Source organism: Pseudomonas sp. S34, assembly GCF_009866745.1.
GTDB lineage: Bacteria > Pseudomonadota > Gammaproteobacteria > Pseudomonadales > Pseudomonadaceae > Aquipseudomonas > Aquipseudomonas jessenii.
Genome location: NZ_CP019398.1, coordinates 2,482,098 through 2,496,457 on the forward strand (window position 1 = coordinate 2,482,098; position 14,360 = coordinate 2,496,457).

A 14,360-nucleotide genomic window follows, 5' to 3' on the forward strand; every position below is an offset into this window, starting at 1 on the left:
TTATCATAGGTGCTACAGATGTTTAAGAAAGTGAACACAGCCCTGCTGGGGCTGGCCTTGTCGTTGGGGATGACGACAGCCCAGGCCGAAGAAGCCAAGAAAGTCGACGTACTGCTGATCGGCGGCGGCATCATGAGCGCGACCCTGGGTGTGTGGCTCAATGAGCTGGAACCCGGCACTTCGATGGAAATGATCGAGCGCCTCGACGGTGTCGCCCAGGAAAGCTCCAACGGCTGGAACAACGCCGGTACCGGTCACTCCGCCCTGGCCGAGCTGAACTACACCCCTGAAGACGAGAACGGCAAGGTTTCGATCCCGAAGGCCGTTGAAATCAACGAAGCGTTCCAGATCTCCCGTCAGTTCTGGGCCTGGCAGGTTCAGCAAGGCGTGCTGAAGAACCCGCGTTCGTTCATCAACTCCACACCGCACATGAGCTTCGTGTGGGGCGATGACAACATCAAGTTCCTGAAAAAACGCTACGAAGCCCTGCAAGCGAGCCCGCTGTTCGCCGGCATGCAGTACTCCGAAGACCCGGCTGTGATCAAAAAGTGGGTGCCGCTGATGATGGAAGGGCGTGACCCGAGCCAGAAGATCGCGGCCACCTGGAGCCCGCTGGGTACCGACGTGAACTTCGGCGAAATCACCCGCCAGTTCGTTGCGCACCTGCAAACCACGCCGAAGTTCGACTTGAAGCTGTCCAGCGAAGTACAGGACATCACCCGGAACGAAGACGGCAGCTGGCGTGTCAGCTACAAAAACCTGAAAGACGGCAGCAAGACCGAAACCGACGCCAAGTTCGTGTTCATCGGCGCCGGCGGCGGTGCCCTGCACCTGCTGCAGAAGTCCGGCATTCCTGAAGCCAAGGAATACGCAGGCTTCCCGGTAGGCGGCTCGTTCCTCGTGACCGAGAACCCGACCATCGCCGAGCAACACCTGGCCAAGGCCTACGGCAAAGCCTCCGTTGGTGCACCGCCGATGTCGGTTCCGCACCTGGACACCCGCGTGCTGGACGGCAAGCGCGTGATCCTGTTTGGCCCGTTCGCGACCTTCAGCACCAAGTTCCTGAAAGAAGGTTCGTACCTGGACCTGCTGACCACCACGACCACCCACAACGTGTGGCCAATGACCAAGGTCGGCATCAAGGAATACCCGCTGGTCGAGTACCTGGCAGGCCAGTTGATGCTGTCTGACGAAGACCGCCTCAACGCCCTGAAGGAATACTTCCCGAACGCCAAGGCTGAAGACTGGCGCCTGTGGCAGGCCGGCCAGCGCGTGCAGATCATCAAGCGTGACGAAGCCGCCGGTGGCGTGCTGAAACTGGGCACCGAAATCGTCGCTTCGCAAGACGGCAGCATCGCCGGCCTGCTGGGCGCCTCCCCAGGCGCTTCGACCGCCGCGCCGATCATGCTGACCGTGCTGCAGAAAGTGTTCAAGGACAAGGTCGCGACCCCTGAGTGGCAGGCAAAACTGCACCAGATCGTACCGAGCTACGGCACCCAGCTGAACGCCAGCCCTGAGAAGGTTGCTGAAGAATGGGCCTACACCGCCAAGGTGTTGGAACTGACTCCGCCACCAGCGGTGATTGCGCCGGCTGTGAAGCCAGTGACTGTCGATACGGATGCGAAAGCGCCGAAGGCTAATGCTGCGAGTGATATGGCTCTCTAATTAGACTGCCGGATCAAAAAAAGCCCACTGAACCGGCGACGGTCAGTGGGCTTTTTTGCTCTCGGATCCCACGAAATACCCCTGATTCCCTGTAGGAGCGAGCCTGCTCGCGAAAAACGCCAGGACAACGCGGGCACTCAGGCAGCACGCGTTATCGTTGACGTCCATCGCGAGCAAGCTCGCTCCTACAAGCTGGCGTTTATGCAATTTGGACAGACCATTGCCTTGGCGGCAGCAGGCGAGGGCAGTTTTTAGACTGATGTGAAAAAGCCCACTGAACCGGCGGCGGTCAGTGGGCATTTTTTGTGGGCGATGGCACAGGCAACGCTTTGAGCTCGGAGCGTCTACGCCGGCCGTAACGGGGGTTCCTGTCATCAATTGTCAAGTCACTGACGCTCAATGAGAAGCAGGCACTTTGGCCCTGACGATACTGGTTTGTTTTCCGACCTCGGTAAGGCGAAACCGTAAGCCTGATACCTCTCCGCCCTGGCGGGAATTTGTAGGAGCGAGCTGGCTCGCGATGGACTCAAGTGCGCCGCGTTTAGTCAGTAAGCACGCGTTTTCGTTAACGATCATCGCGAGCAAGCTCGCTCCCACAGTCAGTTGCATCTCAATAAAACAATCATAGAGAGCGCAGAATGAAGTTCAGTTTTGTAGACAGCAGCCAGCCGAGCCGCCGGCGGGTTTTACGCGATGCTTTCACTTTGGCTTTGGCGGCGTCGCCGCTGGCAAGCCTGGCCAGGGCAGCCGATGAATCCGCAGCGGCCAGCGAATCCGTCGAAGACGTGACCTTTGCCGCAGGCCCACGACCGCTGGTGCAATACCCGCAAAAACGTCCGTTGACCCTGGTGACCACTCGGCCGCCGCATCTGGAGACGCCGTTCCCGGTCTTCAACGAAGGACCGATCACGCCCAATGACGCCTTTTTCGTGCGTTACCACCTGGCCAATTTCCCGACCAGCATCGATCCGGACAGCTACCGCCTGACAATCAAGGGCTCGGTCGAGACGCCGCTGTCGCTTTCCCTTGCCGAGCTCAAGGCCCTTGCCGCACCGGTAGAAGTGGTGGCCGTCAATCAGTGTTCGGGTAACAGCCGTGGCTTCTCGATGCCTCGAGTGTTCGGCGCGCAGTTGGGCAATGGCTCCATGGGCAATGCGCGCTGGGTGGGCGTGCCGCTCAAGGCTGTGCTGGAAAAGGCCGGTGTGAAAGCCGAGGCCCGGCAAGTGACCTTCCGTGGGCTCGATAAACCGGTGTTGCCAAGCACGCCGGAGTTCATCAAGGCGCTGGACATCAGCCATGCCATGGACGGCGAGCCCATGATCGCGTGGTCGATGAATGGCACCGACCTGCCATTTCTCAACGGATACCCGATTCGTCTGGTGGTGCCAGGCTACTTCGGCACGTACTGGGTCAAGCACCTGAGTGAGATCGAAGTCGTCGACCACACCTACGACGGTTTCTTCATGGCCAAGGGTTACCGGGTTCCAGATAACGATTGCTTCTGCATTGCCCCGGGCACCACGGCGGCGAAAACCCAGCCGATTTCCAGATTGCCGGTCCGCAGTTTCATCACCAGTGTTAAACACGGCGATGTATTGCCGCTGAACAAAAGCGTGGTGCTCAAGGGCATCGCGTTCGACGGTGGCGTTGGGGTCAACAAGGTGGAGGTGTCGATCGACGGCGGAAAAACCTGGCGTGAATCCACGCTCGGGCAGGACCTTGGCCACTTCTCCTTTCGTGAGTGGACACTGCCGATCACCTTTACCGGCAAGGGCGCCACACCGTTGATGGTGCGGGCCAGCAACAGTGCTGGCGAGACGCAACCGCTGCAGGCTGACTGGAACCCAGCGGGCTACCGCCGCCACGTCGTCGAAACCACCCACGTGACCGTCGCCTGAGGAGGGCCGCATGAAACTTGTGAAATGCATGACCGCCTTGCTCTGCGCGGCTCAGGTTTGTCTGGCGACCCTGGCTGGTGCCGCGCCGCTGTCTATCACGCTGCCGCCTGAAACCGCTGCGTTCAAGCCCAGCACGATGCCTGGCTACGCTTTGGCGCAGCAGAAGTGTTCCGTCTGCCATTCGGCCGACTACATCAACTTCCAGCCGCCAGGCCTGAGCCTGGCGCAGTGGACCGCCGAAGCGGGCAAGATGCAGCACGTGTACGGCGCCCCGATCAGCGACCGGGATGTGAGTGTTATCGGCGCTTACCTGGCGGTGACCTACGGCAGTGCGAAGGCCAATGATGCCGATGTTCTGGCGGCCTCGAACGCCCCGGTGGCCCAGCTCCCGCCGGTGGCTGGGGCTGGGGCTGGGGCAAATGTCGACGCCAAGGCTTTGCTGCAGAACAACGCCTGTCTGTCCTGCCACGCGATCGATCACAAAGTGGTAGGCCCGGCCTACCGCGACGTGGCGGCCAAATATGCCAAGGACCCGCAGGCAATGGACAGGCTTATGTCCAGCATCCAGCACGGTGGCAGCGGGAAGTGGGGGGATGTGCCCATGCCGCCTTTCGCGCAGTTGAGCCCGGACGACCTGAAAAGCCTGGCGACCTTTATCCTGCAACAGTGAGCCAGTATTAGCCTGATGCGAAAAGCCCGCTGAACCGGCGACGGTCAGCGGGCTTTCTTGTGGGCGCTGGTTTATTCAAGACATCGAGGAGTGGGTTGCACTGAAGCGCTTGAGAATATCCTGGTACATTTTCGTCCGTCGATGACCTTGGCCATATCCGCCCGCAGCAGCGACGGTGCCAGACTGGACGTGGTCCAGGTACTTGAAGATTTTGCCGGGCGAAAGGAACACGACTTTGTAGCCAAGCCTGATCACGCGGTCTTGCAGCTCATAACCGGGCACACGGTCATCAATCTGAAAATGCAAACCCTGCTGCTTCATCAGCCTGGCATTCCATAGCGTGCAAAAGCTTTTCAAGTGGGTTTCCCGGTAGGGTTTCGGCTCCTTCGAGCGCAGGCCGAGCGATTGCTTCAGGCGTCGGTAGTGGTGCTTGATCAGGCGTGAAGTGAAGCGCCAAACGGTCCTTGGCAGTCCGCGGTTGAGTTGCTCCGTGCAACCGACCGCGATGACGTTTTGATCCTTGGTGCAGTGGTCCATCATCATCGCAAAGACGTTTGCATCGAAGACGAACGTGTCGGTGTGCATCAGGAACAGGTAGTCGGTATTGACCCTGGCCAGCGCCATGTCCAGCGCTTTGCCATGGGCGATGTGCCCCGGTTCTTTGGTGGGGGCATCGCGTTCGATCAGGTTGATCCAGTCGAGCGAGCGCAAATACTCGACGCTGGCGTCCGCCGAACCGTTATCGACCACCCAGACCGCAATGCCTGATTTTTGGACATGCTCCTGCAACAGTTCCAGGCAGATCCTGGTGAGCTCCGGGGTTTTGTAATTAACCAGAACGATGCTGAATGGTGGCTTGGCGTTTGTATCGACACTACCCATCTTCGAAATGCTCGACGACTCAAAAGAGTCGAAGACTAAAGGGGCAACCTTAGTTCAAGCTTAATTTCACCTGGGCGACACGACGCTGGCTATCGCTGCCTGACGCCTTCGAATGAACCTGTACGCACTTCGCCACTGCGGATGTAGCGGGCGATCAGTACACCCCCGGGTGAGCTGATCGAATTCACCAGGGTGAAGGCAGACGCTTGTGCGTTGTCGTCGAACAGGCGCTTGCCGCGCCCCAGCAGGATGGGATGAATCATCAGCCGCAGCTCGTCCACCAGGCCGGCGGCAAGCAGTTGGCGCACCAGATCGCCGCTGCCTTGGGTCAGTAGCTGAGGACCGTCCTGGCGTTTAAGCGCGTTGATCGCGTCGACCAGGTTGCCCTTCAGCGCATGACTGTTGTGCCAGGCCAGCGAGTCGGCGTGATGAGTGGCCACATGCTTGGGAACGGCGTTGAACAGGTCAGCGATGGTGTGATGGGTTGAATCGGCCTGAATGTTCGGCCAATAGGCGGCGAAGATGTCGTAGGTGCGACGCCCCAGCAGCAACTCGAATGGCTGTGAAAACAGGTCCATTACGGCCTGGCCGGTGGTTTTGTCGGCGGAGGGCACGATCCAGCCACCGAAGCGGAATCCGCTACTGCAATCCTCCTCAGGCCCGCCGGGCGCTTGCATGACGCCGTCCAGACTCACGAACGCGGCAACGGTCAGTGTGCGCATGCTCTTCTCCTGATTCATTCCGGTTTAAGCGTTTAGACAGGGAAGTCTGCAATTCCTTGAGACCGTTCCCTGAAAGGTAGTCGAACCAGACGCTGTGAAATCGACAACAAAGTGCGCGGCCCATATACGACGAAAGTCTTATGGTGGTCTGTGTAGGTGCGTGTTAGCGAGGATTTGTCTTGAAGATGCAATTGCAAATTTGTATCATTCGGTTTCAATTCAGCGAAGCAGGGAACGCAGCGCCAAAACAATAATAAGGTCAAGGCAATGCTCAAAATGCTTCTCGTGTACGGTCATCTGCTCGCTACGTGTATTGCCCTGGGGAGGGTGTTGCAGGCGGATCACAAGCTTTGGAGTTGGCGCAAGGAAATACTGGACCAGGCGAGGCTGGAATACCTCGATGAAACTCAGAAGATCGTCAGCCTTGCACTGCTGGCCCTTTGGGCAAGTGGACTGTTGCTGGTGCTTCAGGGTTACCTCAATGAAGGCGACGCGTATCTGCTCAATCAGAAACTCTGGGCCAAGGTGACGGTCGTCGCGCTGCTGAGTCTCAACGGTGCACTCTTGCATCGAGTCGGCTTCCCGCTGCTGCAGAAGGCTCCATTCGTCGCGCTGCGCAGTGCAGGCCGCACGCGGCTCGCCTTGTTGGGTGCGCTTTCCATGAGCGGTTGGCTATTCGCCGCTTTCCTGGGCGTGGCTCGAGCCTGGAATCACGTGTTGCCTTACCTGCATGTGATGGGCGCATTCGTCGCATTCTCGTTTCTGGCCTGTTGCGTGGCACTGGCAGTTGCCGGCAGGGCGGGCAGTGTCGGTGCGCAAAAAAACTCGGTACCGGGGTAGCGATCCATTCCTGTAAATTCGGGCCAGCTTCATTGCGCGGGAAAAGTTCCCGCGCATGAAATTCAGGCGAAGCTGTAAGTCTGACGAATTGCTCCCAAGCTGCTCCCGGATAGCAACGGGTATTGCGTTGGCACGGCTCTCGGTAAATTCATGGGATTATTTCCCACGCGGCTATACTGGGGTTATCTACCCAGGAATTCGCTGAATGCAATCGTCAACGCTGCCCACCTCGCTCCTCAAAGCCTTGCGGCATGTCATGCAGCCGCTGGTGCGCCTGATGCTGCGCAAAGGCGTCACCTACCTGGTGTTTGCCGACCTGCTCAAGGAGGTTTTCGTCGAAGTGGCGGACCGTGAGTTCCGCCTGGGCGAGAAGGCACCGACCGACAGCCGCATCAGCCTGCTCACCGGTGTGCACCGCAAGGATGTACGGCGCTTGCGCAATACCGCTGATCCGGCTGCTTCCACGCTTCCGGAAAACATCACGTTCGGTGCGCAATTGGTCAACGCCTGGGCCAGCGCGCCCTTCTGCAACGACGCCGGCCAGCCACTGCCGTTGCCTCGATTGGCCAGTGTCGGCGGCGACCGCTCCTTTGACGCCTTGGTGGCGAAGGTCAGCACGGATATCAGGGCGCGGGTGGTGTTGGACGAGTGGTTGCGCCTGGGGGTCGTGCGCCTTGACGAACAAGAGCGCGTGCACCTTGAAGCCCAGGCCTTCGTGCCACAAAAGGGCTTCGATGAGAAAGCGGCTTACCTGGGGCACAATCTGCACGATCATGCCTGCGCTGCGGTTCACAACCTGAGCAGCGAAGCCCCGGCCTTTTTTGAACGCAGCGTCCACTATGACGCACTGGCCCCGATGAGCGTCGAGGCGTTACGCGAGGCCGTGGCCAGCGAGGGAATGCAGGCCCTGTTGAGCTTCAACCGACTCGCCGCCGAACTGGAGTCCCGGGACCTGCCCAGCCTTCAACCGCGCCAGCGCATCACAGTCGGCTTGTACTTCTACACTGAAGCTTCCGATCCCAATTCGCCAACAGCCCCTGAACCATGACCGTCAAATTGCGCCTGATTCGTGCAATCGCCCTCGTTCTGGGCCTCGGGCTTGCAAGTGTGTTGCAAGCCGCCCCAGCCTGTGTCAGCCAGAATGATGCGGGCACCAGCGAAGTGCCGGTCATCCAGGCACCTGGTGGCACCGGCGGCACGGGCGCAACACCTGGCGGCATGGGCGGTACCGGCATCGACACCGACAACGGCGGGATCGGTGGTACCGGCGCACCACTGAAAAAGAGCCCTGGCGGCATTGGCGGCACCGGTGCCGTTGCAGGCGGAGTGGGTGGCACGGGCATCAGCAACGATAACGGAGGAATCGGTGGCACCGGCATTGTCGGCACCATCACCGGGTTCGCCTCGATCTGCGTCAATGGCGTGGAAGTGCACTTCAACAAAAACGTTCCTGTCAGCGAGAACGGCATCGCCAGCTCCAGTGCCCGCCTGGCGGTAGGCCAAGTGGTTGCCGTGGAAGCGTTCAATTCCCGGCGTGGTCTGGAGGCCGGGCGCATTTCTATCCTGCACGCCTACGAAGGCCCTTTGACAGCCCTGCCGCGCGACTCCATGCCGATGCGCGTCATGGGGCAACCGGTACGCCTGGCCAACGGTGCCCAGGTCGCTGCCGGCCTGCGTCCGGGGGATCCCGTGCGGGTCAGCGGGCTGCGCGATGCTCGTGGCGAAGTGGTGGCCAGCCGCATCGACCGGGCGCCCGGCCTCAAGGAGGCCAGTGCCATCGGCCCGGTGGATCGCAGTGGCTATCTCCAGGGGCTCAAGCTCAGCAATCACCCAGGCCCGGCGCAGGAAATGCTGGTGCGCGGCCATTGGTCCGGCCGCGAGCTGGACGTGAACCAAAGCCGCCCCGATCCGAGCCTGCCTTTCATTGGCCGGGCACACAATGCGGTGATCGAGGGTCTGGTACAGGGCCGGCAGGACCGCCATTTGGTGGTGGGCGGCATTAATGTGACGCTGGCGCACGACACCGTGTTTGTCGGTGTGCAGGCTTCGGAGCTGGCGCTGGATCGACGGGTGCGGATCAACGGCGTGTTCACCGGCGCGCGGGAGGTGCAGGCAACGCGTGTTGAATTGCCCCGCGATCGCTCCGATTCGCCAGCGAGCAACCGGCACGGACGACACGGCACCAACGAGCAAGATACCGACGACTCAAGTGGCTCGGGCAACTCGATCGACTCAAGCGGCTCCGGCAACTCTGACAGCTCGGGGAGTTCAGGGAGCTCGGGCGGTGACAGGAGCGGCCGCTCCGAGAGCGAAGGCCGCGTTGTCGACGATACTCGCCACGGGGGGAGTGACAGTCATGGCGGTGGCGACAAGATTGAACGCGTGGACGTGGACAAGTCCGGCAAGTCAGAGCGAGTCGAGAGGGTCGAGCAATCCGGCAAAGTCGAGAAAGTGGAGAGGGTGGAGAGGGTGGAGAAGGTAGAGAAGGTGGAGAAAGTCGAACGTCCGGAGAAAGTCGAGAAAGTTGATCGGCCAGAAAAGGTTGAGAAGATAGACAAAGTTGATCGGCCAGAAAAAGTTGAGAAGGTCGAAAAAGTCGAGCCGGTTGAAAAAGTCGATCGCTCCGGCAAGTCGGGTTAAGCAGTGCAGTCATGATGCACTTTCGTCATAAGTAACTAGGCTGGGTAAGTCACGCAACAAAACATGCGTGTGAACTTCGATGACGTCAGACACGAGGTGAACATGGACCCCAAGCGCATCCTGCTCGTCGGTTGGCTTGCCAGCCTGGCCTTGCCGACCTTGGCCGATACCTTTACGACCTCGATCGGAACCGACTACTCCCGGGGCGACTATGGTACCGGTACGACTTCCGAAACATGGTACGTCCCGCTGGTGGGCAGATACGAAACCGGCCCCATGACCTACAAGCTCACCGTGCCCTGGCTACGCATCACCAATCCTTCGGTCGGCCCTGACGGCGAACCGCTGCCCGGCGGTTGCGGCAAGGTGGAAAGCGGTCTGGGCGACACCGTTGCCGGTGCCGGCTATGCCGTGCTGGACGGCAGCGTTGGAGGGCTGTTCGTGGACCTGATCGGCAAGGTCAAGTTGCCCACCGCCGACGAAGACGAGTGCCTGGGCACCGGTAAAACCGACTATTCCGCCCAGGTCGATGTCGCCAAAGCCTTCGGTCCTGTGACCGGGTTCGCGACCCTGGGCTGGAAAAAGTTCGGCGACCCGTCGGGCTCCGACTTCGACAACCCGATATTCGCCGGCCTGGGCTTTGCCATGCCCGTGTTCGTGCGCACCACGGCGGGCGTGTCCTACGACTGGCGGCAGAAGGTCGTTTCCACGGGTGACGAAATCAAGGAGCTGACGCTCTTCCTCACGCACAAGCTCAATCAGGAATGGAAGTTTCAGTTATATGCCGTCAAGGGCTTTTCCGACGCCAGCCCGGACGGCGAGGCCGGGCTGTTGCTCAGCCACGCTTTCTGATTCCTGGCCATTGCCTGTCAGGTAACTTCCAGCATTGATGCGTTTCACCGCCTCGACTCAGGCCCTTGCCTCACTCCCGGGCGTTTTGCAGTTCAGTTTTTCTTCTTGATCAGTTTATTGATGTAGTACTTCAGGCTCAAACGATCCTTGGGCCTTGGTTTGTAGTGGGTTTTGTTTCTTTGTGCCGGATCGATCGCCATGGTTCCCGCGGTGTAGTAATAAAGCGCAATAGACCTGCGGGTGATGTGTTCCGGAGTCGTTAAAGGCTCCGGGTGCCCATGATTGCTGTCCTTGTCTGTGTTGAAAATGACACAGCGATTGTAAATGGGCAGGACTTTTTTAAGGCAGGTCTTCATGCCGACATCCCAAAGTTCCAGGTTGCCGCCGTATTCCTCTTGCCAGTCTTCATTCAGATAAATGATGATGTTCAGTCTGCGTTCAACATTAAGTTTTTTGTTGAGCCGGAAGTCCGAGTGCACCCCCAGGAAACCACCGCTTTTCGTTTCGTGCAGGCCGCCACCGGTAAAGTAGGGGTCGGGTATCAAACCTTCGATGCCTGTGAGCTTCTCAAGAAACTGCAACATGGGGGCCGAGTTAAAGGCGTTGAAAACAGTCTTCAAATAGGGGTCGCATTCGTTGGGACTGATTTGACGTTTGCGTTGACCTTTATAGCCGCGCTCGTAGAGCATTTCGTTGTTGGTTGGCTCGACCGGGAAATGCGAGCAGATGCTCGCGATCAGGTCTTCGTGCAAGAAGTTGTCGATGACTATGTGCGGAAATGGCGTAGCCTGAACATAGCTATCGGTCAATGAGGCACCAAAGGCGCTGGCGGCATTCTGGTCGAAATCAAGCTCCGGGGACAGGGTGATAGGTAGTGCCTGAGTGATGGGTGCCATTACCGCTCCAATGACCTGATATAAAAACCTGTGGGTGACTTCATGCAGCGTTGAATGCACTGCTCGTTGCGTCTATTCGCAACTCAATTTGTTCTGTCGTCCTTGTTCAGACGCTTAAGGATGTTGTTGTACATTTTGGTTCGTCTATGATTTTTAGCATAGCCGCCAACCGCTGCAACAGTGCCGGACTGAATGTGATCCAGATAGCTGAAAATTTTACGCGGTGAAAGCATTTCAACGGCATAACCCAGTTCGGTCATGCGGTCCTGAAGCGTATAGCCTGGCACGCGATCATCCATCGAAAAGTGCATGTTGTGCTGTTTTACAAGTTTGCAGTTCCACAATGTGCAGAAACTTTTCAAGTAGACTTCTTTGTACGGCTTTGGTTCTCTGGAGCGCAACCCCATGGAGATTTTCAGGCGTCTGAAGTGATGCTTGAATAGTCGTGAGCTATAGCGCCAGACAGTTCTGGCGGTGCCGCGGTTAATTTGCTCGACACAACCGACGGCCACGACTTTTGGGTTTTTCAAACATTTATTCAGCATCATCGGAAAAACATTCTTGTCGAAAACAAATGTATCGGTGTGCATCAGGAATAAATAATCGGTGTCAATTCGCTCGAGAACCAGGTCAAGTGCTTTGCCATGGGCAATATGGCCCGCTTCTGGTTCAGAAACAGAGCGTTCAATCAAATTGATCCAGTCAAGCGTTCGTAAGTACTCAGTGCTCTCATCGGCGGAATAGTTGTCAACCACCCATACCGGGACGCTATTGCTGCCAAAATGCTGGTGTAATAAGTCCAGGCATATCTTGGTGATTTCAGGTGTTTTGTAATTTACTATAACTATGCTGAAGGTTTTGGAGTTTTCAGTCAGTAAATCAGGGTTGTTCATCGTTCAGGTGCTCAATGTTATTCTATTTAATTGTATGAGTTAACTTGTATACAATTTTTTCTTGTTTGCCGCGCAAAATCTTGCATGGCCATAGAGCACAATTTTTTAAGTCGCTTAGTCATGCATAATAACCACGGGCTGCTCAGACCCGATGGAGAGCAGTAGAAGCGGACTTCATCGTATAAGGATCTGCTCTGCAGGTAAACATTTTGACTTGATTCGTTACATCAGGAGGCTGGCCGGGCCAGCATCCCGGGACGGTGTGAACTGCTCTTGCACAAGGCATTCAGGTAATTTGTTACGTCATGTGGTGTGCCAGCACGTTCTGCAATTCACTGCTTGTAGCCAATCTGCCGCAACAGGTTCTTGCGCCACAGGATGTCTTCATCGCCTTCGATGTCATTGGCACAAAAGCCATCCACTACGCCAAGGATCGCTCGCCCTTGCTGCGTCTCAGCGAGAATCACTTCGGTTGGATTGGCTGTTGCACAAAAAATACGGCATACCTCTGGAACCATTTTGATGGTGTTCAACACGTTCAGCGGATAGAAACCGTCGCCCAGGAAAATGATGAAACTATGGCCGGCGGCGATGGCTTTCGCATTTTTCTGTGCAAGTTCAATCATTGAGCTATCGGTGCCAGACCATCGCACCAGGCATTGACCAGAGGCTTCACAAAAGGCCACGCCAAACTGGATACCTGGCACGGTATTGACCAGCGCTTCGTGGATGTCCTCGACGGACTTGATGAAGTGCGTCTGGCCCAGAATGAAGTTCGTCGCATCCGGCTTTTCGATTTTCAACGTGATGAGTTGCATCTCAAACGCCTCCTTTCACGATGTTGCCAGGAGAGCCTGGCCACAAACCAAGCATAGCTACTCATTGGTTGTTGCTGCGTCCTCTGTCTGTTTTTGGCCAATTGCTCAACGCGTGCCTTGGACCTGATATGTGGTCGTTGACACTTGGGCTGAGGGTACTAATCTAAGGTGTGTGGGAATATTTCCCACGCAAAGATACCAGCTGGCTTTGAGGGATCGTACGGATACCGCAGTGGCTCGTTATTGCTGCAGATTGATGGCCGTGCCGGTTGGCGGGCCGCTCCAATGGGCGGCCGGGAACTCACTGGACATTGCGTTCGATACGGAGGTGAAAACGCAACTCCAATCGGAGGTGCATCATGCTGCTCAAGAAATGTTTGTTGGCTCTGGCAATAGGCGGGGTCCTGTCGGCATCGACTGTCCTTGTGCCCGATTACATCAGTAGTTTCTCCAGCGTGTATGCCAAAGATGGCGGCAGCGGCGGTGGTGGTAGCGGCGGAGGCGGTGGCGGTCACGGCGGTGGCGGCGGTTCCGGAGGCGGTGGTCACGGTGGTGGCGGCGGCTCCGGAGGCGGTGGTCACGGTGGTGGCGGTGGCTCCGGAGGCGGCGGTCACGGTGGTGACGGCGGCGGTGGCGGAGGCGGCCACGGTGGTGGCGGCAGCGGCAGCGGCGGTGGCTCCGGCAGTGGAGGCTCTGGAGGCGGTGGTCACGGTGGTGACGGCGGTGGCGGTCATGGAGGAGAGGGTGGCGGTCATGGTGGTGACGGCCACGACGGTGACGGTCGTGGAGGCCCGGGGCGCGGCGACGCTGACCATGGTGGTATAGCCGGGAACAAAGGCCCGGGCAATGCGCGTGACAACGACAACGCCAAAGACAACGACAACGACAACGACAACGCCAAAGACAATGATAACGATGCCGCAGATGCTGCCAGGGACGCGGCCAGGGCTGATGCCAATGCAGCCCGGGACGCTGCTCGGGCTGATGCAGATGCAGCCCGGGATGCGGCAAAAGCGACTGCGGATGCCGCCCGTGACGCCGCCAGAGCTGAGGCGGATGCAGCCCGGGATGCTGCAAGAGCTGCTGGCGTATCGCGCGCAGAAGCGGATGCAGCCAGAGACGCTGCCCGGGCCGCTGCGGATGCAGCCAGGGACGCTGCCAAGGCCGAGGCAGATGCAGCCAGAGATGCTGCTCGGGCTACTGCGGATGCCGCGAGGGACGCAGCCAAAGCCGAGGCGAACGCAGCCAGAGAGGCTGCCAAAGCTGAGGCGAGGGCGGCCAGAGAGGATGTAGCGGACGCCCCGGATGCACCGGATGCACCGGATGCTCCAGACGCACCAGATGCACCAGACGCGCCGGATTTCGACACGGTTGAGGTGCAGAACTAGGCCCGCACGTTCGGCAATGAACACGGCAGGCATACCCGTCGATGACGTCCGGGGAGTTTGAAGGACGTATCGGCAATGAGTCGCAAGCCCTGAAGAATCTCGGGGGCTTGCGACTTTTTTTCGAAATCTGTTGCAGGTCCGAAACACTGACGAGGATGACGCAAGAGGAGACGGAACTGGACGGGTAAGCAATTGC

The 14,360-nt window shown here is 58.4% G+C and carries 13 protein-coding genes; 8 read left to right on the forward strand and 5 right to left on the reverse strand.

The features are described from left to right. Positions 1–18: 18 nt before the first annotated feature. The 3 genes from mqo (at position 19) to PspS34_RS11175 (ending at position 4,233) form a co-directional block, all read left to right on the forward strand. Positions 19–1,665, forward strand: coding sequence for a malate dehydrogenase (quinone) (gene mqo, locus PspS34_RS11165; protein WP_150815240.1), 1,647 nt, complete (start codon positions 19–21; stop codon positions 1,663–1,665). Positions 1,666–2,303: 638 nt separating this feature from the next. Then, entirely contained in the window at positions 2,304–3,563 is a 1,260-nt protein-coding gene (locus PspS34_RS11170) for a molybdopterin-dependent oxidoreductase (protein WP_159389721.1), read from the forward strand. A 10-nt stretch (positions 3,564–3,573) separates the two neighbouring features. Then, positions 3,574–4,233 carry a c-type cytochrome gene (locus PspS34_RS11175; RefSeq protein ID WP_154862200.1) on the forward strand — a complete coding sequence of 220 codons (660 nt, stop codon included), beginning with the start codon at positions 3,574–3,576 and terminating at the stop codon, positions 4,231–4,233. Positions 4,234–4,308: 75 nt separating this feature from the next. Here PspS34_RS11175 and PspS34_RS11180 read toward each other — a convergent pair whose 3' ends face one another. Next, on the reverse strand, positions 4,309–5,115 hold the full coding sequence (locus PspS34_RS11180) for a glycosyltransferase (protein WP_154862201.1): 807 nt from the start codon (positions 5,113–5,115) through the stop codon (positions 4,309–4,311). Between the two features lie 89 nt (positions 5,116–5,204). Next, positions 5,205–5,837, reverse strand: coding sequence for a dihydrofolate reductase family protein (locus PspS34_RS11185; RefSeq protein WP_159389722.1), 633 nt, complete (start codon positions 5,835–5,837; stop codon positions 5,205–5,207). A gap of 267 nt (positions 5,838–6,104) precedes the next feature. On the opposite strand from PspS34_RS11185, the gene PspS34_RS11190 reads away from it, so the two are divergent. From PspS34_RS11190 to PspS34_RS11205, 4 genes are all read left to right on the forward strand, one after another. Next, positions 6,105–6,677, forward strand: coding sequence for a DUF2214 family protein (locus PspS34_RS11190; RefSeq protein WP_150815231.1), 573 nt, complete (start codon positions 6,105–6,107; stop codon positions 6,675–6,677). A gap of 205 nt (positions 6,678–6,882) precedes the next feature. Next, the gene (locus tag PspS34_RS11195) at positions 6,883–7,725 is read left to right on the forward strand and encodes a DUF6502 family protein (RefSeq protein ID WP_150815230.1); all 843 of its coding nucleotides are present in this window, start codon (positions 6,883–6,885) and stop codon (positions 7,723–7,725) included. After that, positions 7,722–9,317 carry a DUF5666 domain-containing protein gene (locus tag PspS34_RS11200; RefSeq protein WP_159389723.1) on the forward strand — a complete coding sequence of 532 codons (1,596 nt, stop codon included), beginning with the start codon at positions 7,722–7,724 and terminating at the stop codon, positions 9,315–9,317. Before PspS34_RS11195 ends, PspS34_RS11200 begins: the two co-directional genes overlap by 4 nt. 102 nt (positions 9,318–9,419) lie before the next feature. Beyond that, on the forward strand, positions 9,420–10,169 hold the full coding sequence (locus tag PspS34_RS11205) for a hypothetical protein (protein ID WP_150815228.1): 750 nt from the start codon (positions 9,420–9,422) through the stop codon (positions 10,167–10,169). A gap of 92 nt (positions 10,170–10,261) precedes the next feature. Here the strand turns inward: PspS34_RS11205 and PspS34_RS11210 are convergent, their stop codons facing one another. From PspS34_RS11210 to PspS34_RS11220, 3 genes are all read right to left on the reverse strand, one after another. Then, the gene (locus PspS34_RS11210; RefSeq protein WP_057715371.1) at positions 10,262–11,065 is read right to left on the reverse strand and encodes a 2OG-Fe(II) oxygenase; all 804 of its coding nucleotides are present in this window, start codon (positions 11,063–11,065) and stop codon (positions 10,262–10,264) included. An 83-nt stretch (positions 11,066–11,148) separates the two neighbouring features. Further along, on the reverse strand, positions 11,149–11,958 hold the full coding sequence (locus tag PspS34_RS11215) for a glycosyltransferase (RefSeq protein ID WP_150815227.1): 810 nt from the start codon (positions 11,956–11,958) through the stop codon (positions 11,149–11,151). 332 nt (positions 11,959–12,290) lie between these two features. Further along, complete coding sequence (locus PspS34_RS11220) at positions 12,291–12,776, reverse strand: adenosine-specific kinase (RefSeq protein WP_057715369.1); 486 nt, start codon at positions 12,774–12,776, stop codon at positions 12,291–12,293. Positions 12,777–13,135: 359 nt separating this feature from the next. On the opposite strand from PspS34_RS11220, the gene PspS34_RS28795 reads away from it, so the two are divergent. Continuing rightward, on the forward strand, positions 13,136–14,164 hold the full coding sequence (locus PspS34_RS28795) for a hypothetical protein (RefSeq protein ID WP_178122800.1): 1,029 nt from the start codon (positions 13,136–13,138) through the stop codon (positions 14,162–14,164). Positions 14,165–14,360: the final 196 nt, after the last annotated feature.